This window comes from Faunimonas pinastri, assembly GCF_900110915.1.
GTDB lineage: Bacteria > Pseudomonadota > Alphaproteobacteria > Rhizobiales > Afifellaceae > Faunimonas > Faunimonas pinastri.
Map to the genome: position 1 here is coordinate 74,608 of NZ_FOFG01000006.1, position 20,661 is coordinate 95,268.

Sequence of the window (20,661 nt, forward strand, 5' to 3'; positions counted from 1 at the left end):
CGAGGGAAGTCATGACCGCTCCGTCCTCATTCATGTCAGACACGACCGATCCGTTGGTCACGGTTTTCGGTGGCTCGGGCTTTCTCGGCCGCTATGTCGTGCGCTCGCTCGCCAGGCGCGGCTATCGCATCCGCGTCGCCGTTCGCCGTCCCGATCTCGCCGGTTTCCTGCAGCCGCTGGGCACCGTGGGGCAGATCAGGGGCGTGCAGGCGAACCTGCGCTATCGTGAATCGGTGGAGCGGGCGGTTTCCGGCGCCGTCGCCGTCGTCAATTGCGTGGGCATCCTGTCGCCCTCCGGCCGGCAGTCCTTCGAGGCTCTGCATGCCGCCGGCGCGGGCGCCATCGCCGAGGCGAGCCGCGATGCCGGCGTGCAGAAGATGGTCCACGTTTCCGCCATCGGAGCGGACGCGCAGGGCGCCTCGGGCTACCAGCGGTCCAAGGCGGCCGGCGAGCAGAACGTCTTCTCCGCCCTGCCAGACGCGGTCGTGATGCGGCCTTCGCTGGTTTTCGGGCCGGAAGACGAGTTCTTCAATCGCTTCGCCTCCATGGCGCGGATCGCGCCGTTCCTGCCGCTGATCGGCGGCGGCGCGACGCGCTTCCAGCCGGTCTATGCGGCCGATGTCGGCGAGGCGATCGCCCGCGCGGTCGACGGTCAGGCTCGCCCCGGTGCGATCTACGAGCTGGGAGGCCCGGAAGTCCTGACGTTCCGCGAATGCATGGAGTTGATGCTGGAAGTGACGCAGCGCAAGCGGCACTTCATGAACGTCCCCTTCAGCCTGGCGGGCACGATGGCGAAGCTCGGCGGCGCACTGGGCATGGGCCCGCTGACGCCGGATCAGGTCCGCATGCTGCGCCATGACAACATCGTCTCGGCGCAAGCGGTGGCGGAAGAGCTGACGCTGCGCGGCCTCGGCGTCGAGCCCACCGCGCTGGAAGTGATCCTGCCCACCTATCTCCAGCGCTTCCGTCAGGCCGGCCAGTTCACCAAGATCGCAGCCTGACCTCGCTCAGGCCCCGATCCACACGGCTGCAAGCCCGAGAAGGCCGATCACGATGCGCCACCAGGCGAACGGAGCAAAGCCATGGCGCGACACGAAGGCGAGCAGCTTGCGCACGACGAAGAGCGCCGAGATGAACGCCGTCACGAAGCCTATGGCGATCAGTCCGACATCGTTGCCGGAAAGGTCGCCGCGATGCTTGTAGCTGTCGAGGACGAAGGCGCCGACCATCACGGGGATCGCCAGGAAGAACGAGTATTCGGCCGCCGACCGCTTGTCGCAGCCCATCAGGAGCGCGCCCGCGATCGTCGCGCCGGAGCGGGATACGCCGGGAACCAGCGCCAGGCACTGGAACACGCCGATGATGAAGGCGAGGCCCAGCGGATAGTGCATCGCGCTCTGGTAGACCTTTTCAATATTGAGACGATCGAGCAGCAGCAGCGCGACACCGCCGATGATCAGCGCCAGGCAGATCACCGTGGTTGCGTTGAACAGCACCGTCTCGATGAAATTGTGCGTCAGCATGCCGAGGATGGCCGCCGGCAGGAAGCCGATCAGGATCGACAGCACGAAACGCCGGGCCGCCGGGTTGGTCGGCAGTTGCACGACGACACGCCAGAGCCGCTCGAAGTAGACAAGCAGGATCGCCAGGATCGCCCCCAGCTGGATCAGCACGTCAAAAGCCGGTCCTCCACCCTGGAAGCCCAAGAATTGCCGCACAAGCAGGAGATGAGCTGTAGAGGAGACCGGGATGAATTCCGTCAGGCCTTCCACGAGGCCGAGGATGATTGCCTGGATGATGTCCTGTGCGTGCATGCGCGCCTCTCGCCACCCGAATCGGGCAATCTCCGCGCGCATCTACCATCTTCTATCGGCTCCGCCCTAGCGGCTTATCGGCACTCCTCCTTTCAAACCAGCATCGTCGAATGATCACGCTCGTTCACTATCCCCTGTCCGTCGCCTCCCGCTTCACCCGGTTGATCCTTGGCGAGTGCGAGATCGTTCCGGAACTCGTCGAGGAGAAGTTCTGGGAGCGGCGGGAAGAGTTCCTGATGCTGAACCCGGCGGGCACCCTTCCCGTGCTCTTCGAGAACGAGGGCGCGCCGATCTGCGGCGCCTGGGCCGTTTCGGAATATCTGGACGAAACCCACGGCTTCGCCCTCGCCGAGCGCCGGCTGCTGCCCCCCAATGCCGAGCAGCGCGGCGAGATCCGCCGGCTGACGGAATGGTTCCTGGTGAAGTTCGAGGAGGACGTCACCGGCTATATCGTGGAAGAAAAGGTCGTGAAGCGGCAGCGCGCGCGCAGCAACAACGGCAGCAGCGCGCCGGATTCGCGACTTCTCCGCGCGGCAAGACTGAACATCCGCACGCATCTGGCCTATATTGACCATATTCTGGAGCAGCGGAACTGGCTGGCCGGCGACCGGATCAGCTACGCCGATCTCGCAGCAGCCGCCGCGCTCTCCGTTGCCGATTACCTGAACGAGGTTCCATGGGAGGAAGCCGGCGAAGCGAAGGTCTGGTACATGCGCCTGAAGTCGCGTCCGACGTTCCGGCCGCTTCTGGCGGACCAGCTCTTCGGGATGCGTCCGCCGGAGCATTACGCCGACCTGGACTTCTGAGCGGGGCCGCGCCGCAAAGCGGGGCCGCTCGGCAAAAGTTGCGCCGTCTCATCGCGGACCTTGCCGCCGAGGAAGGCTTCGATGCCCTCGGCATCGCCCGCCCCGACGCAATTCCCCTCGCCCCCGACCGCCTGCGCGCGGCGCTGGCCGACGGGCACCACGGCTCGATGGGCTGGATGGACGAGACCGCCGACAGGCGCGGCTCGCCCTCGGTGCTGTGGCCAGAAGTGCGTTCGGTAATCATGCTCGGCATGAATTACGGGCCGGAGCACGATCCGCGCGAGAACCTTCTGCGGCCCGATGTCGGCAACATCTCCGTCTATGCCCGCAACCGCGACTATCACGACCTCATCAAGGGCGCGCTGAAGCGGATCGCCACGCGCTTCGCCGCCCGCGCGGGGGCGGACGTGAAGGTCTTCGTGGATACCGCCCCCGTCATGGAGAAGCCGCTCGCCGAGGCGGCCGGGCTCGGCTGGCAGGGCAAGCACACCAACCTCGTTTCGCGCGAGCTCGGCTCCTGGCTGTTCCTGGGTTCGATCTTCACGACGGCGGACCTGCCGCCCGACGACGCGGGCGACACGCGCTGCGGCTCCTGCAGCGCCTGCCTTTCGGCCTGCCCGACCGACGCTTTCCCCGCCCCCTACCGGCTCGATGCCCGGCGCTGCATCTCCTATCTCACCATCGAGCATGCCGGACCGATCGACCCGGCGCTGCGGCCGCTGATCGGCAATCGTATCTACGGCTGCGACGATTGCCTCGCCGCCTGCCCGTGGAACAAGTTCGCCGAGGCTTCACGCCAGATAAAGCTGATGGCGCGCGAGGATCTGCTTGCGCCGTCGCTGCGGGAGCTTTCCCGGCTGGACGATGCGACATTCCGCACCTTCTTCTCCGGCTCGCCGGTGAAGCGGATCGGCCGCGACCGGTTCGTCCGCAATGTGCTGATCGCGATCGGCAATTCCGGCGAGACGGGGCTCGCCGATGAGGCCGTCCGGTTGCTGGAGGATGCCGCCCCGGCCGTTCGCGCGATGGCCGTCTGGGCACTCCGACGGCTCGATCCCGCTCGTGCCGCATTTCTGCGCGAACGTCACCTCACCGATGAAGCCGAGCCCGAGGTGAGGGCGGAATGGCTGCGCGGCGACGATGAGGCTGAACAAGAGGCTGCCTAGTGGAAGACAGAGACGGAACGCGCCTTTTCCTCTTTGGCGCGGGATACTCGGCCCGCGCGGTGGCGAAGCGGATGCGGCCGGAACTCGGGGCGATCACCGGGACGACGCGCGAGACCTCTCACGCCACCGGACTTCGATCGGAAGGCATCCGGCCCCTGGTCTATGACGGAAAAGGCCGGAGCGAAGCCGTCTCGAACGCCTTGGCCGAGGCCGATCTGGTCCTCATCTCGATCGCACCGGGCGAGACGGGCGATCCCGTGCTCAACCATTTCCGCCAGGATCTCGCCGCCGCCCGTCCCCGAGCCGTCGTCTATCTCTCCACCGTCGGCGTCTATGGCGACCACGGGGGCGACTGGGTCGACGAGGCGACTCCCTGCCGTCCCGTCTCGGATCGCTCGCGCCAGCGCGTTTCGGCGGAAGCCGGCTGGGAGCTCTTCGCGCTGGAGACCGGAATTCACGTCGCGATCATCCGCCTGGCAGGCATCTATGGTCCCGGCCGCGGCCCGTTCGAAAAGGTGCGGTCCGGCAAGGCGCGGCGCATCGTCAAGCCCGACCAGCTCTTCAACCGCATCCATGCCGACGATATCGCGGCCATCACCGAGGCGGCCTTCGTCCGTGGGGCCGAGGGAATCTTCAACGCCAGCGACGACGAGCCGGCCCCGCCTCAGGACGTGATCGGACACGCGGCAGCTCTCCTCGGCGTCGAGCCACCGGAGGCCATCGCCTTCGAGGAAGCGGAGATGTCCCCGATGGCTCGCAGTTTCTACGGCGAGAACAAGCGGGTCCGAAACCAGAAGATCAAAGACGTTCTCGGCGTGGATCTCGCCTATCCGACCTATCGCGAGGGTCTCGCCGCCATCCTGCAAGAAGAGCAACCGTCCCGTAACGGGACAGAGACTTCGGACGACGCTCAGGAAATGGAAAGCACGGGCATAAATTCGATGTGATCAAGGCCGAGACGAAGGAACGATGAGGCGGCTCCGATGTTCTTCCCCCACTTGAAAGGGAGACATACGATGAAGATTATGGCTTCGACACTTGCTGCCGCCGTCCTGATGGGCGCGGCTTCTTTCGGCGTCGGCACCGCTTCGGCGCAGCCCGTGAAGGGTCAGGCGACGAGCCATGACGATCCCGGCCCGATGATCCCGCATCGCGGCTACAAGACCATGCATCACCGCAATTGCCACGTGAAGACGGTGAAGTCCTGGCATCACGGCCATCCCGTCTGGAAGAAGATGCGCGTCTGCCGCTAAGGCGTCGCGAATGACAAGGGGCGGTCTTCGGACCGCCCTTTTTTGTCTGCTGTCAGCCGGTCGTCAGCCCGCCGCGCGTCGCCACCAGCTCGGCTATCTCGGCGTAGGCCTCCCCTTCCCCGCGAAGACCATCGAAAACGCCGACGCGATCGCTCTCCGGTCGGTTCTGGCTTACCTTCCACTTGCCTTCGATCCGTTCGATGGGGATCTCCAGCCCCACGATGCCGCCGATCTGCCCCGCGACGAAGGGCTCGGGCGCATCCGACACCGCCCAGGGCTCCGGCCGCATGCCTTCCCGCGATCGCGTGAGATCGTCGACCTGCCGGCGCAGAAACTCCGCGTCCTCAAGGATCCGGGGCCTGCCCCAGGCATGCACGGTGGCGTAGTTCCAGGTCGGCACGACCTTGCCGGTCTCCTGCTTCGTCGCATACCAGGAGGGTGTGACGTATGCCTGCGGCCCCTGGAACACGACCAGACATTCCCCGACCGCCGCCAGTTCATGCCGTTGATCGTTGCCGCGCGACAGATGCGCCCGTAGCGTCCCCCGTTCGGAGCGGTCCGCGTCGACCAGGAACCGGATCGGGTTGGCCATCAGTCCGCCGGGCCCGGCGGTGACCAGCAGACCCAGCGGGTGAGCGCGGATCAGATCATGCATGACGGGCAGGCGCTCTTCGCGGAAATGCGGCGGCTGGTACATGGGTCTCGCTCGACTGACGGGCGAGACTAGCACCGCCCCCCCGAGGAAGCGGACAAAGAAAAACCCGCGGCTCGCGCCGCGGGTTCGTCAGGCAAGGACGGCCGAAGCCGTCCCGATCCCTGTGTTGCTTATTCCTGGTCGTCGCTGCGGTCGCGAAGCGCCGCGGCGAGGATGTCGCCCAGCGAAGCGCCGGAAGACGAGGAACCGTACTGCGCGACGGCTTCCTTTTCGTCGGCGATTTCCATCGCCTTGATCGAAAGCGTGACGCGACGGGTCTTCTTGTCCACGTTGGTGACGCGGGCATCGACCTTCTCGCCGACGGAGAAGCGCTCGGGGCGCTGATCGCCACGGTCGCGGGCCAGTTCGGCGCGGCGGATGAACGCGGTCATGTCGGTGTCGACAATCTTCACGTTGATGCCGCCGTCGTTCACTTCCGTGACCTCACAGCTGGCGACGGAGCCCTTGCGGATGCCGGCCACGGCCTCGGCGAAGGGATCGCCACCGACCTGCTTGATGCCGAGCGAGATACGCTCCTTGTCGACATCGACGTCGAGAACCTGCGCCTGGACGACTTCGCCCTTCTTGTAGTCCTCGATGGCGTCTTCACCCGACCGCTGCCAGTCGAGATCGGAGAGGTGGACCATGCCGTCCACGTCGCCTTCCAGGCCGAGGAACAGGCCGAATTCGGTCTTGTTCTTGACCTCGCCTTCCACGGTGGAGCCGACCGGATGCTTCTCGGCGAACTCTTCCCACGGATTCCGCATGGCCTGCTTGAGGCCAAGCGAGATGCGGCGCTTGGAAGCGTCGACCTCGAGCACGACGACCTCGACCTCCTGGGAGGTGGAGACGATCTTGCCGGGATGGACGTTCTTCTTGGTCCAGCTCATCTCGGAAACGTGGATCAGGCCCTCGATGCCCGGCTCCAGTTCCACGAACGCGCCGTAGTCGGTGATGTTGGTCACGCGGCCAGCGAACTTCGCACCGATCGGGTACTTCAGTTCGATGTTGTCCCACGGATCGGACTCGAGCTGCTTCATGCCGAGCGAGATGCGGTAGGTCTCCGGGTTGATCCGGATGATCTGAACGCGGACGGTCTCGCCGATGTTCAGGATCTCGCTGGGATGGTTGACGCGACGCCATGCCATGTCGGTGACATGCAGCAGGCCGTCGATGCCGCCGAGGTCGACGAACGCACCGTATTCGGTGATGTTCTTGACCACGCCCTCGACCACCTGGCCTTCATGCAAGCGCTGGACGAGTTCCGAACGCTGCTCGGCGAGCGTGTCTTCCAGGACGGACCGGCGGGACACGACGATGTTGCCGCGACGCTTGTCCATCTTGAGGATGCGGAAGGGCTGCGGCGTCGACATCAGCGGGCCGACGTCGCGCACGGGGCGCACATCGACCTGGCTGCGCGGCAGGAAGGCCACGGCGCCGTCCAGGTCGACCGTGAAGCCGCCCTTGACCTGGTTGAAGATCATGCCGGTGACGGTATCGTTCTTCTCGAAGCTCTCCTCGAGACGAACCCAGCTCTCCTCGCGGCGAGCCTTCTCGCGCGACAGGACGGCTTCACCGAGCGCGTTCTCGACGCGCTCCAGGTAAACCTCGACCTCGTCGCCGGGCTTCAGTTCACCATCCTTGCTGCGAACGCCGAATTCCTTCAGCGGGACGCGGCCCTCGACCTTGAGGCCGACATCGATGACCGCGAGGTCCTTCTCGATGGCGACGACCCGCCCCTTGACGACGGTGCCCTCGGCGACGTCCGTCGCGAGAAGGGACTCGTGCAGGAGGGCGGCGAAATCCTCCCGGCTCGGTTGCAGTGCGTTCATTCAAACTCCCGATTGCCCGGCCCCGAAGAACCGGACGCGCGCCGTTGCTGGTGTTGCCTTCGTTGCCGCAGCCTCCCCGTCTCGCGACAGGTCGGCGCATGAAGCCGCAAACAACGATTGTTCCGAGGGTCGAACGCCGGAAGGCCGACGCGCAGGCGCGTTCAGCGCCCGTCTATCGGCCGGTCATGGCGCGGTCGATATAGTCCTGAGCCGCACGGAACGCCGCCTCTATACTCAACTCGCTGGTATCCAGCAAGTAGGCGTCGGGCGCGGGCTTCAATGGACTGTCGGCGCGGGCCATGTCGCGCTCGTCCCGTTTCAGTATATCGGCAAGGATCGCGGCTTGTTCAACTGGCACGCCCCGGGCGCGGACCTCTTGCGTGCGGCGCCTCGCCCGCACTTCCGGGCTGGCGATGACATAGAGCTTGGCGACCGCATCCGGGCACACGACCGTGCCGATGTCCCGTCCGTCCAGCACCGCGCCGGGCTCGTCCTCGGCGAAGGCGCGCTGGCGGGAAACAAGCACCTTGCGCAGTTCCGGCATGACGGCGATGCGCGAGGCCGCTTCCCCGATCTCCGGCAGCGCCAGGTGGTCGCGATCGAAGGTGGCGAAGTCCAGGTCATGGGCGGCGCGGATCGCCGCCGCCTCGTCGCCGAGTTCGTCGCCCAGCTCCAGGAGCGCATTGGCGACGGCGCGATAGGTCAGCCCCGTGTCCAGATGGCGCAGTCCGTAATGGGTCGCCAGCAGCCGGGCGAGCGTACCCTTGCCGCTCGCCGCCGGGCCGTCGATGGCGATGACGAGAGCACCTGCCATCACGCGGCGACCGCCGAGGCTCCGAACCGGGCGCCCAGCCCGGACAGAAGGTCGACAAAACCGGGGAAGCTGGTGGCGATCATCGCGACGTCGTCCACCGTGACCGGCTTCTCCGCGGCGAGCCCCATCACCAGGAAGCTCATCGCGATGCGGTGATCCAGATGCGTGGTGACGTGTCCGCCGCCCCGCACCTTGCCCCCGGTAACCGTGAGGCTCGCCGGACCTTCGCGGCACACGACGCCGTTCGCTTCCAGCCCGCGGGCAACGGCCGCCAGCCGATCCGATTCCTTGACGCGCAGTTCCTCCAGCCCGTCCATCACCGTCTCGCCCTCGGCAAACGCGGCGGCGACGGCCAGCACGGGATATTCGTCGATCATCGAAGGCGCGCGGTTCGGCGGCACGGTGACACCCTTGAGGCGCGAGCCGCGAACACGGACGTCGCCGATGGCCTCGCCGCCGGTCAACCGCTCGTTCTCGATCGTGATATCCGCGCCCATCTCCCGCAGCGTGGTCAGCAGGCCCGTGCGGGCCGGATTGAGGAGCACGTCCGCCACGGTCACGTCCGAGCCCTCGACCAGCAGGCCGGCCACGATCAGGAACGCCGCCGAGCTCGGATCGCCGGGCACGATGATATCCTGAGCCTTGAGGTTCGGCCGTCCCTGCAGGCGGATGATTGTCTCGCCGCCCCCGCCCGCTTCGGTTTCCAGTTCGGCGCCGAAGCCGCGCAGCATGCGCTCGGTATGGTCGCGCGTGGCGACCGGCTCGATCACCGTCGTGACGCCGGGCAGGTTGATGCCGGCCAGCAGCACGGCCGACTTCACCTGCGCGGACGCCATCGGCACGCGGTAGCTGATCGGCTGCATCGACGCGGTGCCGCGCAGCGTCAGCGGCAGACGGTCGCCGCCCCGCGCGATCACCTCGGTGCCCATCTGTCGCAGCGGATCGAGCACGCGGCCCATCGGCCGGCGCGAAAGCGAGGCGTCCCCGACGAAGGTGGAGGCGAAGGCGCAGGTGCCGGCCAGCCCCATGGTCAGGCGAACGCCCGTCCCGGCATTGCCGAAATCGATCGCGCGTTCCGGCTCGGCGAAGCCGCGGGAGCCTACGCCCTGCACGGTCCAGGAGCCCCTGCCGTCGCTGTCGATCGCCGCGCCATAGGCCCGCATCGCACCGGCGGTTGCCAGGATATCGTCCGATTCCAGCAGCCCGGAGATGCGGGTGGTGCCCTCGGCCAGCGCCCCGAACATCAGCGAGCGATGCGAGATCGACTTGTCGCCAGGAATCGAGACGCGGCCCGTGAGAGGGCCGGACGGAAGCCCGGAAAGGGGCTGGGGCGAAGCGTGGGCCATGGGCAGGCGCGGGACCTTGCTGAACGATCCAAAAGGACCATTTGGTGAAACGGGGGCGGTCGTAGCATAAGCGACGGGACAGGTCACGACCGGCGGGCGGTTGAAAACCTGTTTGACACATTGCCGTGCACTGCGTACGGAAACGCCCCAAATTTTCCCTGACATTCGAGGCTGAACGTGGCGAAACCGGAACTCGGAACGAAGCGGGCCTGTCCGGCCTGCGGAACCAGGTATTACGACCTGAATCATAACCCGATCACCTGCCCGCGCTGCGGCACGATCTACGAGATCACCGCTCGCGAAAAGGCGGCGCCGGTGAAGGCCCGCAAGATCGAGCAGGACGACGAAGAGAACGAACGCGAGATTGAGACCGAAGTCGTCGAAAGGGACGACGAGGAAGAGGCCGAGGTCATCTCCCTCGACGAAGCCGAGGACGAGGGCGGCGTCACCGAGGACGAGGACGGCAACAACGACGACGAGGCCGTCACGCTGCCGGACGAGGAAGACCTGCCGGTTGACGAGGATATCGACGACGAAGCGAATTTCCTCGAGGACGAAGAGGAGGAAGGCGACGATGTCTCCGATCTTCTCGACGTCGAGAAGGATGATGAGGAAAGCTAAGAAAGCTTCATCAAAGGGGTTGCATTAATCGGGATGGCCGAATAAACAGCCGCCATCCCGCCGGGCAACACCCGATACGGCGAGGGGCCATAGCTCAGTTGGGAGAGCGCGTGAATGGCATTCACGAGGTCGGCGGTTCGATCCCGCCTGGCTCCACCACCCCTCTAAAGTCTCAGATCCTCCTGAACCCGGTTGCCGGGTTTCCCCGGAAACCGGTGGCTTCGGCCATTCGTCTCGCGGCGAATCGGAAGGTGGATGAGGCCCCATCGGGGGGAGCAGGAGATCCCGGCTTGCTAAAGCGGGCTCCAGACACTACGTTGAGCTTTATCGACTTTGGCCGGACGACTGGGCCGCTTCGCTGCACTGCGAGCGCACGTTCAGACTATCTCTCCAAACTTCGACTTCATCGAGCGGTCGGTTGAGATCAGCCGTTCAAACGTGCATATCCAAGTGTAGGACTATTCCCATGAATACGGGCACCGTGAAGTGGTACAACGAGCAAAAGGGTTACGGTTTCATCCAGCCCGATAACGGTGGCAAGGACGTGTTCGTCCACGCGACCGCTCTCGAGCGCGCTGGCCTGCGTGGCCTGGTGGAAGGCCAGAAGGTTTCCTTCGAGCTGGAAACCGATCGCCGCACCGGCAAGCAGGCAGCTGGCAACATCCAGGCCGCCTGATACCGCTCAAGACGAGAGGCGAGCCTCTTGTACCGGCCGCCGCCCGTCAGGACGGCGGCTTTGTTTTGGTCTGACGAAGGATGGTGGAATGGCAAAAGAAGAACTTCTGCAGTTTGAAGGCACCGTGGCCGAGATCCTCCCCGATGCGCGCTTTCGGGTCGAGCTCGAGAACGGCCATTCGGTGATCGCCTATACGGCAGGCAAGATGCGCAAGAACCGAATCAAGACGCTGACTGGCGACCGTGTGACCGTCGAGATGTCGCCCTACGACCTCGAAAAGGCCCGGCTGGTCTACCGCCACAAGGACGAACGCGGCCCGATGGGCGGCCCCCCGCGCCCCGGTGGCTCCCGCCCCACCTTCCGTCGCCACTGACGCATCGGCCGCACGTTTCGTGCGGCATCATCTCCGGCGCCGCGCCGCAATGATCAGCCGCCGAACCGCCATAGGTTCGCGCGGCCGCTTTTGTTTTCGGCCCTTCCACGCGGGTGGCGTCCCCCGGCTTCCCCTGCCCTCTCGGCCGATTCAGCGGCGCGAGGAAACAGGATCGCCCCTCGTTCGTTCATCCCGCTAATGAAGGAGAACGAGCGCATGGAAAAGGTCGAGACGCACAAGGGCACGGGCAAGCTGCTGACCCGCGACGGCAATTATCGGCCGGGTACCTACGAGATCCGCACCCGCGACGACGATCAGCAGGGCCATCGCGGCGCCAACGGCTTCTTCGACATCGACGCCAGCGCGCCCCATGCGATGACGGGGACGGACGAGGAATTCCGCGGCCCGGCCACGCTGGTCCTGTCCGGCGGAGAGGAAGTGGATATCCTGCTGCGCGGCCTGGACGGCACGCGCGTCGAGATCGTCGGCGTCGCGCCTCTGCCTGAAGGCAGCTGATCCACCTCGGCGGCCTGCTCACCTAGAACGGGGCGGCGCTTCCGCCCTCCCAGGAAGGGAAACCGGACATGTTTACCACCAGACTCGGCAGCACCGGCCCGCTCGTGTCGCGAATAGGGCTCGGCTGCATGGGCATGTCCGGTATGTACGGACCTGCCGATCGCGCCGAAAGCATCGCCACGATCCACGCCGCGCTGGATGGCGGGATCAACCTGCTCGACACCGGCGATTTCTACGGCATGGGCCATAACGAACTCCTGATCGGCCAGGCGTTGCGGGGACGGCCGCGCGAGGACGCCGTGATCAGCGTCAAGTTCGGCGCCCAGCGCGGCCCTGACGGCGCCTGGCTCGGCTACGACGCGCGTCCGCAGGCGGTGAAGACCGCGCTTGCCTATACGCTGAACCGCCTCGGCACCGACTACATCGACATCTACCGGCCGGCCCGGCTGGACCCGAACGTGCCGGTCGAGGAAACCGTCGGCGCCATCGCCGACATGGTGCAGGCGGGCTATGTCCGCCATATCGGTCTTTCGGAAGTCGGCGCATCGACCATCCGACGCGCGGCCGCGACGCACCCCATCGTCGACCTGCAGATCGAATATTCGCTTCTGTCGCGCGGGATCGAAGCGGAAATCCTGCCCACCTGCCGCGAACTCGACATCGACGTCACGGCCTACGGCGTTCTCTCGCGCGGGCTTCTCAGCGGGCAGTGGAGCCGCGAACGGAGCGAAAAGGCCGAACCGGGCGATTTCCGTTCCCGCAGCCCGCGCTTCAGCGGCGAGAACCTGGAGCACAATCTCACTCTGGTCGAGGCGCTTCGAACGCTTGCGGATGAGCGCGGGGCCTCGGTCGCGCAGATCGCGATCGCATGGGCGCTGTCGCGTGGCGAGGATATCGTCCCCCTCATCGGCGCGCGCCGTCGCGACCGGCTGGACGAAGCGCTGAAGGCGCTGGAGATCAGGCTCGGCGCGGAGGATCTCGCCGCGATCGAAGCGGCCATTCCCCCGGGATCGGCAGCAGGCGACCGATACGACGCGCATGCCATGGCAGCACTCGACAGCGAGCGACGCGACGCGTCGGCCTGAGGTCAGCGCGAAAAGGTCATGAGATCTGGAGAAGGTGGAGCGGGCAGCGGGAATCGAACCCGCACGATCAGCTTGGGAAGCTGACAGGCTACCACTACATCATGCCCGCGCGGCCGGGACCATCGGCTGGCCGGGCCGCTCTGTCAAGAGAGCGCGGACAGGGATTTCCACGACAAGGAAACGGCGCACCACGCGAGCCGGCATCGAGACCGGCTGGGCTCGGCCCGCCGGATCAGGGCGCCTGGAAATGCTTGGAGAGTTTCAGTCCCTGCGCCTGATAATTGGAGCCGAGCGCGGTGCCGTAGAGCCGCGACGGCGCTCCGGCCGTGGGTTCGTAGACAAGCCGTCCGATCGTCTGGCCATGCTCCAGGATGAACGGCACCTCGTGGCTGCGCACTTCCAGCACGGCACGGCTCCCCGTGCCGCCGGCCGCGTCGTGACCGAAGCCCGGATCGAAAAAGCCGGCATAATGGACGCGGAACTCGCCGACCAGCGGATCGAACGGCACCATCTCCGCCGCATGGTCCGGCGGTACGTGCACCGCTTCGGCCGAAACGAGGATGTAGAACTGGTCGGGATCCAGAACGAGTTCCGGCCGGGACCCGCGCCGGATCGGCTCCCAGAAATCGGCGACGCGATACGATCCCGGACGATCCACATCGACAAGGCCCGTGAAGCGCTTGGCGCGGTAGCCAACGAGACCCGTCTCGCCGTCACCGCCATCGAGATCGATTGAGAGCATCAGCCCGCCGGAAAAGCGCGGTTCGGCGCCCTTCACCAGCCCGACGCGGTCATGCAGGGCGATGAGCGCCGCATCGTCGAGAACGTCGTTGCCACGGCGGAAGCGGATCTGCGACAGGCGCGAACCGCGGCGCACCACGATCGGGAAAGTGCGCGGCGAGATTTCTAGGTAGAGCGGCCCGGTATAACCCGGCGGCATCTGATCGAAGGATCGGGCATTGTCGGTGATGACGCGGGTGAAGATGTCGAGCCGCCCGGTCGAACTCTTCGGGTTGGCGCTGGCCGCGATATCCGCCGGCAACGCCAGCGATTCCTGCAGCGGCACGATATAGACGCAGCCGGTTTCCAGCACCGCGCCATCGTCGAGCGGGATCTCGTGCAGCCCGAGTTGGCGGAGCTTGGTCTCGACCGAAAAGTTCGGTCCCGGCAGGAAACTGGCGCGCACGCGGTGGGCGACGGAACCCAGCCTGAGATCGAGACTGGCCGGCTGGATCTGGTTGGGCGCGGCGGGATCGGCGAGGCGGATCGCCCCCGCCTCGATCAGGCGGCCGATCTCACCATCTGGAAGAATACCCTGTCGTTCGGTCGTCATCTCTGCCCCGCGATTGCGGGCTTCGTACACGCCGAGCGGGCCTCGCGTAAACAGGCGGGCGTGGTCCAAAGGCGTTGACGGCAAAGATTCGCGGGCGTAAGCCGATTTTTATTCTCGTGGTCATTTGATGCCGGCCGGCTTGCAACCACGTTTCATCCCAATGCTAAAAGGCCGGAGGTGAGAGCCCCCGGTCTTCGCGCGTCAACCCCGCCGGCCTGTTGGAGACTCCGCCCATGGCTTCCGACCCGTCCAAGGATCGTCGCTTCCGCCCCGCCACCGAACTCGTTCACGGCGGCATTCTTCGCTCGCAGTTTTCGGAGATGTCCGAAGCGATGTTCCTGACGCAGGGCTTCGCCTATCCGAGCGCCGAGGCCGCCGAAGCCCGCTTCAACGGCGAAGACCCCGGCTTCGTCTACTCCCGCTACGCCAATCCGACCGTTTCCATGTTCGAGGAGCGGATGTGCCTCCTGGAAGGCGCGGAAGCCAGTCGCGCGGTCGCGAGCGGCATGGCCGCAGTCGCCGCGGCGCTGATATCCGACCTGAAGGCCGGCGACCACATCCTCGCCTCCCGCGCCCTGTTCGGCTCCTGCCTCTACATCATCACCGACATTCTCGGCCGCTATGGCGTTTCCTACACGCTGGTGGACGGCAAGGATCTCGACGCGTGGGCGAAGGGCGTGACGCCGGAAACCAAGGTGCTCTTCCTGGAGACGCCCTCAAACCCGACGCTCGAACTCGTGGACATCGCCGGCGTTGCCGAGATCGCCCGCAAGGCCGGTGCGCGCCTCGTCGTCGACAACGTCTTCGCCACGCCGCTCTACCAGCGGCCGCTGGAACTCGGCGCGCATACCGTCGTCTATTCCGCGACCAAGCATATCGACGGCCAGGGCCGCGTGCTGGGCGGCATCGTGCTCTCCGACGAGGAATGGGTGGAGGCGAAGCTCGCCCCCTATCTCAAGCATACCGGCCCGTCCATGAGCGCCTTCAACGCCTGGGCGCTGGTCAAGGCGCTGGAGACCATGGAGGTGCGCGTCGCGCGCCAGACCGACAACGCCGAGAAGCTGGCGGCGCTGCTCGTCGACCATCCGGCCGTCACCCGGCTTTATTATCCCGGGCACGAGAGCCATCCTCAATACGAACTGGCCAAGCGCCAGATGAAGCGCGGCAGCACGATGATCGCCTTCGAGGTGAAGAACGGCAAGGCCGGTGCCTTCGCCGTCTGCAATGCGCTGGAAGTGGCGAAGATCTCCAACAATCTCGGCGATTCCAAGAGCATCATGACGCATCCGGCGACGACGACGCATCAGCGCCTGAAGCCGGAGGAGCGCGCCATGCTCGGCATCAGCGACGGCGTGCTGCGTCTCTCCGTCGGCCTGGAAGACGTGGCCGATCTCGCCGACGATCTCCTGAACGCGCTCGATCGGGTCGCGGCGCGGCGTCAGGCGGCCGAGTAGGCGCGAAGCCGAACCGGCGACCGCGAGCTTCATGTTCGCGGTCGCTGACGGAACGACATCGAAACGGCCGCCCGACTTTCCGGCGGCTGGTCCGTCCGCCGGAAGCTCGCGCCTTCGCGCTTTCGCTCTTTGCTTCCCGCAGCCAGGGACCCGCCGCTAAGGGAAATGAAAGGTGAATGCGACAGCATGCGGCCGATGCGGATTTTCTCATGAGCCTTTCCCGTCTTCTCCGGCTGGCGTGCCTGCTCGTCCTGTGCACCGGCGCCGCCTATGGGCAGGACGCCCGTTCCCCTGCGACGACCCCTGCACCTCCGCCGCCCCTGACGACGGTCCCGGCGACGCCTTCCCCCATGGCCGCTGCCGCACAGGGCGCGGAACCCGTCATCCCCAACTTCTGGGATCCGCATGCCCGGCTGGAGCGTCCCTCCGCGCATGATCTCCACACGATCCGCTTCCTGCTGACGGACGATTTTCCGCCCTTCTCCTTTCGCGACCGGCGCGGCGTGCTGATCGGCTTCGACGTCGACCTTGTCCGCGCGGTCTGCGACGTGCTGGCCGTGCCTTGCGCGATCCAGGTCCGCCCGTTCGACACACTCGTGCAGGGGCTCGCGGACAAGCAGGGCGACGCGATCGTCGCCGGGCTCGATCCGACGGGGGGCAACGCGCAGCTGATCTCGACTTCGCCCTACCTCAAGATCCCCGCCCGCTTCGTGACGCGACGCGACCGGCCTTTCGATCCCGCCAACAAGGTCTTGCGGCGCACCGTCGCGGCGGTCTGCGGCAGCGCGCACGAGGCGTATCTGAAGGCGCTGTTCCCGAACCTGCAGCTTGCCTGCAAGCCGGACCTTGCCACGGCCCTCGCCGAATTGCGGGCAGGCCATGCCGCCGCGGTCTTCGGTAATGCCGTCAATCTCGCTTTCTGGCTGAATGGCGCGCAATCGGCCGATTGCTGCGCCTTCGCCGGCGGCCCCTATCTGGACGAGCGCTATTTCGGCGCGGGGCTCGCGATAGACCTCCGCCCGGACGACCGACGGCTGAAGGCGGCGCTCGATTACGCGCTCCGCGAAGTGCAGCGAAACGGCAGCTACGAGGAACTCTACCTCCGTTATTTCCCGATCGGGCTGTTTTGACCCGAGCGGCTGACCGCGTTGACGCGCCGGGACCACGCCACTAGTGTCCGCGCCTCCCGTCGAGCCCAGAACACGGTCCTATTCATGAACGAGACGACAGACTTCCCCGCCGAATGGGTCGAGGCCGCACGCGTGTCCAAGGCCTGGCCGTTCGAGGAGGCGCGAAAGCTCGTCACGCGCATGGAAAAGAGCGCGAAAAAGGAAGTGCTGTTCGAGACGGGCTACGGCCCTTCCGGCCTGCCGCATATCGGCACCTTCGGCGAAGTCGCTCGCACGAGCATGGTGCGCCATGCCTTCCGCGTGCTGACCGAGGAGCGCGTGCCGACGCGCCTGCTCTGCTTCTCCGACGACATGGACGGCCTGCGCAAGGTGCCGGACAACGTGCCGAACCGGGAGGAGATGGCGCGCTATATCGGCCAGCCGCTGAGCCGCGTGCCCGACCCCTTCGGCAGCCCCGAGGGTTCCTTCGGCGCGGCCAACAATGCGCGCCTCCGCGCCTTTCTCGATCGCTTTGGCTTCGATTACGAGTTCGCCAGTTCCACCGAATTCTACACGGCCGGCCGGTTCGACGCGACGCTGCTGAAGATGCTCGCCGCCTATGACGATGTCATGGCGATCATCCTGCCGACACTGGGGCCGGAGCGGCGCGAAACCTATTCCCCCTTCCTGCCGATCTGCCCGCGCACCGGCGCCGTGCTGCAGGTGCCGATGGTGGATCGCGACGTGGCGGCCGGCACGGTCACCTATGTCGATCCCGAAACCGGCGAGTCTGTTACGACCCCTGTTACCGGCGGGCACGTGAAGTGCCAGTGGAAGGCCGACTGGGCGCTGCGCTGGACGGCGCTCACCGTCGATTACGAGATGGCCGGCAAGGACCTGATCGATTCCGTCACCCTCTCGTCCAAGATCTGCCGGGCGCTCGGCGGCTCGCCGCCGGAGGGGTTCAACTACGAGCTCTTCCTCGATGAGAAGGGCCAGAAGATCTCAAAGTCCAAGGGCAACGGCCTGACGATCGAGGACTGGCTGTCCTATGCCTCGCCGGAGAGCCTGTCGCTCTTCATGTTCCAGAAGCCCCGCGCGGCCAAGAAGCTGCATTTCGACGTGATCCCGCGCGCGGTCGACGATTATCTCTCCTTTGTCGACGCCTACGGGCGGCAGGACGCGCCAAGCCGCCTGTCCAATCCGGTCTGGCACATGCATGAGGGCAAGCCGCCGAAGGTGGAACTTCCGCTCACCTTCGCCATGCTCCTGAACCTCGCCAGCGCATCGAACACGGAGAACGCGGAAACGCTGTGGGGCTTCATCCAGCGTCACTTCCCGCAAGTGGATCGCGCGAACGCGCCGGTTCTCGACCAGCTGGTCGGCTATGCCGTCCGTTACTATCGGGACTTCGTCAGCCCCTCCAAGCACTTCCGGGCGCCCGACGAGACCGAGCGCGCGGCGCTGAAAACGCTGGACGAGGCTCTGGCGGCCCTGCCCGCCAGGGCGGATGCCGATACGATCCAGAACGCCATCTACGATGTCGGCCGCGCCTTCGAACGCTTCCAGGCAAAGGACAAGCCGAGCGCCGACGGCCGCCCCGGCGTGGCGCTGACCTGGTTTTCGACGCTCTACGAACTCCTGCTCGGGCAGGAAAAGGGCCCTCGCTTCGGGTCCTTCGTCGCGATCTACGGCATCCCCGAAACGCGCACCCTGATCGCGCGCTGCCTGACCGGCGAACTTTCCGCAAACGCCGCCTGAACGCGGGCGGCGCTCATCGGTCTGCGCGCAGCAAAAAGCCCGGGACGCTTCCGCGTCCCGGGCTTTCACATATCAGACCGGTCGGTTTACTGAGCGGACACCACCTTGGGATCCAGCACCTTTACCCGGCCACCATCGCTGTAGCTGGTGAAGCCCTTCGGCGTGACGTCCCGGATCTCGCGGTTCTGCTTTCCGACGCTCACGGTATCGGAGGCCAGCACCCGCAGGCCCGAGGCGCCGCGGGAGGCGTCGTCCGTCTGGGAAGGCGTGGCACCCGCGGCGGACGCGATCGAGCCCTGGTCGAGCAAAGTATATCCGCCGCCGATAGCTGCGGATAATGCGAGGACGAAGGACAAAGTGCGAAGCATGACTTCCATTCCGAATTCTGTACCGAGCTAACGCAGTTAGACGGAACAGGTTCCCGGATCGGCACGGAATGGTTACTGACTTGCCCAGACGATGCGCGCCATCCACGCGATGTCCTTGAGATCGAGCACCCGATCCGGGTGTTCGACATTGTTGGATTGCAGTTCGATGATCCGGTCGGTGCGGCGCTTCAGGATCTTGGCCATCACCTCTCCCTCCACCGTCTTCACCACGACACGGTCGCCACGCCGGACCTGCTGGCTCGGCGAGATCAGGATCGTGTCACCGTCCCGGTAAAGCGGCAGCATGGAATCGCCGGTGATCTCCAACGCATAGGTGCCGTCCTCCGGGGCGGGCAGCGAAACCTGATCCCAGCCTTCTCCGACGGGAAAGCCGCCATCGTCGAAGAAGCCGCCCACGCCGGCCTGAGCGAGGCCGAGCAGGGGAAAGGAGCGCTTGGGAAAGGCCGCCGGATGCAGGTCCAATCCCTCCGCCGCACCGAACGGCACCGCGCCATTCCCGATCTCGTCCCGGTCGATCAGGGACAGGAACTCGCGCAGGTTGACACCCGTGGCCGACAGCACCTTGCTGATGGATTCAGTCGATGGCCAGCGCGGCCTGCCGTCCGCGCCGTGCCGTTTGGAGGGATTGAAGGCTGTCGGGTCCAGCCCCGCCTTCCGGGCAAGTCCGGACGCCGTGAGCTTTTGCACCTCGGCCAGCGCGTCAAGCGCCGCCCAGACAGACTTGTGGGTCCACACCACGGAAGCACCTGTACCCAGAGTTTTCGTCAGCGATCCTTCTTCCTTATAATTCTCGCGGATTACAACCTCGACGTGCATCAAGACGGACGACAAGGACGAATTCTCCTTGTCGACCGCTCCCGTCGGGTTCCGGAACGGTTCGCGGCTCCGCCGCATCTGGAGATCGAAGAGTTCCAGGCAGCGTTACCGAAGCCGTCAATGTATCCCGGAAGAGGATCGATGCAGCTGGAATTGGGGGATATTGCTGATCAAATACTAAGGAGGCGCGAGAAGCTGGATCTAGCAAGAGGAGGTCGCGCCCGTTGAAGATGTGGACGCCGGGAGCGGGCTTCAGTCCCGGAGTTCTTCCTCCGCATTGATGATGTCGGCTTCTTCCTTGTCGCGCAGCATGCCCTCGATCAGGCGGGTGGTGCGCGTCAGTTCCTCGATCGCCTGTTCCACTTCAAGCTTCTGCTGCTCCAGGACGGCGATCTGCCCGCTGAAGCGCTCCAGAGCGAGCTGCAATTGGGGGGTTTGCCCGTCCTTGAGATCGTAGAGTTCCAGCATGTTCTTGATCTCGTCCAGCGAAAAGCCGACCCGCTTGCCCATCAGCACGAGCTTCAGCCGCGAACGGTCGCGGCGGCTGTAGATGCGGATATTGCCTTGGCGGCGCGGGTTGAGAAGCTGCTTGTCCTCGTAGAAACGCAACGTCCTCAGCGTGACGCCGAACTCGCGCGAAAGATCTCCGATCGTGTAGTGCACAATTCATCCTGCAAGCTGGCGTGGAAACCGAGCTATCCGCAGCTTACGGGAACGTCAACTGTGACCTTTCCACCACATTAACCGGAAAGTTCAATTTGTACGGTTAACGTTGAATTAACCACAACTGGCGACTCTTCACA

At 65.6% G+C, this 20,661-nt stretch carries 22 protein-coding genes, 2 tRNA genes and 1 riboswitch; of the genes, 14 read left to right on the forward strand and 10 right to left on the reverse strand.

Annotated features, from left to right (window positions below):
• Positions 1 to 32 precede the first annotated feature (32 nt).
• Complete coding sequence (locus BMY25_RS09695) at positions 33 to 1,001, forward strand: complex I NDUFA9 subunit family protein (RefSeq protein ID WP_092496561.1); 969 nt, start codon at positions 33 to 35, stop codon at positions 999 to 1,001.
• 6 nt (positions 1,002 to 1,007) lie between these two features.
• On the opposite strand, the gene BMY25_RS09700 is transcribed toward BMY25_RS09695, so the two are convergent.
• Complete coding sequence (locus BMY25_RS09700) at positions 1,008 to 1,814, reverse strand: undecaprenyl-diphosphate phosphatase (protein WP_092496445.1); 807 nt, start codon at positions 1,812 to 1,814, stop codon at positions 1,008 to 1,010.
• Positions 1,815 to 1,924: 110 nt separating this feature from the next.
• Between BMY25_RS09700 and BMY25_RS09705 the strand changes: the two genes are divergently transcribed.
• The 4 genes from BMY25_RS09705 (at position 1,925) to BMY25_RS09720 (ending at position 5,039) form a co-directional block, all read left to right on the forward strand.
• Positions 1,925 to 2,620, forward strand: a complete 696-nt coding sequence (locus tag BMY25_RS09705) for a glutathione S-transferase family protein (protein WP_092496446.1) — start codon at positions 1,925 to 1,927, stop codon at positions 2,618 to 2,620.
• Positions 2,617 to 3,786 carry a tRNA epoxyqueuosine(34) reductase QueG gene (gene queG / locus BMY25_RS09710; RefSeq protein WP_092496562.1) on the forward strand — a complete coding sequence of 390 codons (1,170 nt, stop codon included), beginning with the start codon at positions 2,617 to 2,619 and terminating at the stop codon, positions 3,784 to 3,786. The genes BMY25_RS09705 and queG overlap by 4 nt, the downstream gene beginning before the upstream one ends.
• Positions 3,786 to 4,733, forward strand: a complete 948-nt coding sequence (locus tag BMY25_RS09715; protein ID WP_238858255.1) for an SDR family oxidoreductase — start codon at positions 3,786 to 3,788, stop codon at positions 4,731 to 4,733. The genes queG and BMY25_RS09715 overlap by 1 nt, the downstream gene beginning before the upstream one ends.
• Positions 4,734 to 4,802: 69 nt before the next feature.
• Positions 4,803 to 5,039, forward strand: coding sequence for a hypothetical protein (locus BMY25_RS09720; RefSeq protein ID WP_092496447.1), 237 nt, complete (start codon positions 4,803 to 4,805; stop codon positions 5,037 to 5,039).
• A gap of 52 nt (positions 5,040 to 5,091) precedes the next feature.
• Here BMY25_RS09720 and BMY25_RS09725 read toward each other — a convergent pair whose 3' ends face one another.
• The 4 genes from BMY25_RS09725 to aroA all read right to left on the reverse strand — a co-directional run bounded on the left by BMY25_RS09725 (position 5,092) and on the right by aroA (position 9,725).
• Complete coding sequence (locus BMY25_RS09725; protein WP_092496448.1) at positions 5,092 to 5,736, reverse strand: FMN-binding negative transcriptional regulator; 645 nt, start codon at positions 5,734 to 5,736, stop codon at positions 5,092 to 5,094.
• 128 nt (positions 5,737 to 5,864) lie between these two features.
• Positions 5,865 to 7,565 (reverse strand): 30S ribosomal protein S1, encoded by a 1,701-nt coding sequence (gene rpsA / locus BMY25_RS09730; RefSeq protein ID WP_092496449.1) that lies wholly within the window; start codon positions 7,563 to 7,565, stop codon positions 5,865 to 5,867.
• Between the two features lie 172 nt (positions 7,566 to 7,737).
• Complete coding sequence (cmk, locus tag BMY25_RS09735; RefSeq protein WP_092496450.1) at positions 7,738 to 8,379, reverse strand: (d)CMP kinase; 642 nt, start codon at positions 8,377 to 8,379, stop codon at positions 7,738 to 7,740.
• Positions 8,379 to 9,725: a 3-phosphoshikimate 1-carboxyvinyltransferase gene (aroA, locus tag BMY25_RS09740; RefSeq protein WP_092496451.1), complete on the reverse strand. Its 1,347-nt coding sequence runs from the start codon at positions 9,723 to 9,725 to the stop codon at positions 8,379 to 8,381. The genes cmk and aroA overlap by 1 nt, the downstream gene beginning before the upstream one ends.
• A 177-nt stretch (positions 9,726 to 9,902) precedes the next feature.
• Between aroA and BMY25_RS09745 the strand changes: the two genes are divergently transcribed.
• From BMY25_RS09745 to BMY25_RS09770, 6 genes are all read left to right on the forward strand, one after another.
• Complete coding sequence (locus BMY25_RS09745) at positions 9,903 to 10,346, forward strand: TIGR02300 family protein (RefSeq protein ID WP_092496452.1); 444 nt, start codon at positions 9,903 to 9,905, stop codon at positions 10,344 to 10,346.
• An 83-nt stretch (positions 10,347 to 10,429) separates the two neighbouring features.
• Positions 10,430 to 10,505: transfer RNA gene (locus BMY25_RS09750), tRNA-Ala, on the forward strand.
• Positions 10,506 to 10,812: 307 nt separating this feature from the next.
• Positions 10,813 to 11,022 carry a cold-shock protein gene (locus BMY25_RS09755; protein WP_092496453.1) on the forward strand — a complete coding sequence of 70 codons (210 nt, stop codon included), beginning with the start codon at positions 10,813 to 10,815 and terminating at the stop codon, positions 11,020 to 11,022.
• 88 nt (positions 11,023 to 11,110) lie between these two features.
• Positions 11,111 to 11,395: a translation initiation factor IF-1 gene (infA, locus tag BMY25_RS09760; protein ID WP_092496454.1), complete on the forward strand. Its 285-nt coding sequence runs from the start codon at positions 11,111 to 11,113 to the stop codon at positions 11,393 to 11,395.
• A gap of 216 nt (positions 11,396 to 11,611) precedes the next feature.
• A complete protein-coding gene (locus BMY25_RS09765; protein WP_143061925.1) occupies positions 11,612 to 11,911 on the forward strand; it encodes a hypothetical protein in 300 nt (99 codons plus the stop codon).
• 68 nt (positions 11,912 to 11,979) lie between these two features.
• A complete protein-coding gene (locus tag BMY25_RS09770; protein ID WP_092496456.1) occupies positions 11,980 to 12,996 on the forward strand; it encodes an aldo/keto reductase in 1,017 nt (338 codons plus the stop codon).
• A gap of 35 nt (positions 12,997 to 13,031) precedes the next feature.
• Here the strand turns inward: BMY25_RS09770 and BMY25_RS09775 are convergent.
• Both BMY25_RS09775 and BMY25_RS09780 read right to left on the reverse strand, forming a co-directional pair.
• Positions 13,032 to 13,105, reverse strand: a tRNA-Gly gene (locus BMY25_RS09775).
• A gap of 123 nt (positions 13,106 to 13,228) precedes the next feature.
• A complete protein-coding gene (locus BMY25_RS09780) occupies positions 13,229 to 14,329 on the reverse strand; it encodes a 2'-deoxycytidine 5'-triphosphate deaminase (RefSeq protein ID WP_092496563.1) in 1,101 nt (366 codons plus the stop codon).
• A 106-nt stretch (positions 14,330 to 14,435) separates the two neighbouring features.
• Positions 14,436 to 14,516: riboswitch (SAM riboswitch) on the forward strand.
• A gap of 46 nt (positions 14,517 to 14,562) precedes the next feature.
• Here BMY25_RS09780 and metZ point away from each other — a divergent pair.
• From metZ to BMY25_RS09795, 3 genes are all read left to right on the forward strand, one after another.
• The gene (gene metZ, locus BMY25_RS09785) at positions 14,563 to 15,783 is read left to right on the forward strand and encodes an O-succinylhomoserine sulfhydrylase (RefSeq protein ID WP_092496457.1); all 1,221 of its coding nucleotides are present in this window, start codon (positions 14,563 to 14,565) and stop codon (positions 15,781 to 15,783) included.
• A gap of 176 nt (positions 15,784 to 15,959) precedes the next feature.
• Positions 15,960 to 16,913: a transporter substrate-binding domain-containing protein gene (locus BMY25_RS09790; protein WP_092496458.1), complete on the forward strand. Its 954-nt coding sequence runs from the start codon at positions 15,960 to 15,962 to the stop codon at positions 16,911 to 16,913.
• Between the two features lie 84 nt (positions 16,914 to 16,997).
• Entirely contained in the window at positions 16,998 to 18,653 is a 1,656-nt protein-coding gene (locus BMY25_RS09795; protein WP_092496459.1) for a lysine--tRNA ligase, read from the forward strand.
• 86 nt (positions 18,654 to 18,739) lie between these two features.
• On the opposite strand, the gene BMY25_RS09800 is transcribed toward BMY25_RS09795, so the two are convergent.
• From BMY25_RS09800 to BMY25_RS09810, 3 genes are all read right to left on the reverse strand, one after another.
• On the reverse strand, positions 18,740 to 19,021 hold the full coding sequence (locus tag BMY25_RS09800; protein ID WP_177176804.1) for a hypothetical protein: 282 nt from the start codon (positions 19,019 to 19,021) through the stop codon (positions 18,740 to 18,742).
• Between the two features lie 72 nt (positions 19,022 to 19,093).
• Positions 19,094 to 19,777, reverse strand: coding sequence for a S24 family peptidase (locus BMY25_RS09805; RefSeq protein ID WP_092496564.1), 684 nt, complete (start codon positions 19,775 to 19,777; stop codon positions 19,094 to 19,096).
• Positions 19,778 to 20,110: 333 nt separating this feature from the next.
• Positions 20,111 to 20,521 (reverse strand): MerR family transcriptional regulator, encoded by a 411-nt coding sequence (locus BMY25_RS09810; RefSeq protein ID WP_238858256.1) that lies wholly within the window; start codon positions 20,519 to 20,521, stop codon positions 20,111 to 20,113.
• Positions 20,522 to 20,661 lie beyond the last annotated feature (140 nt).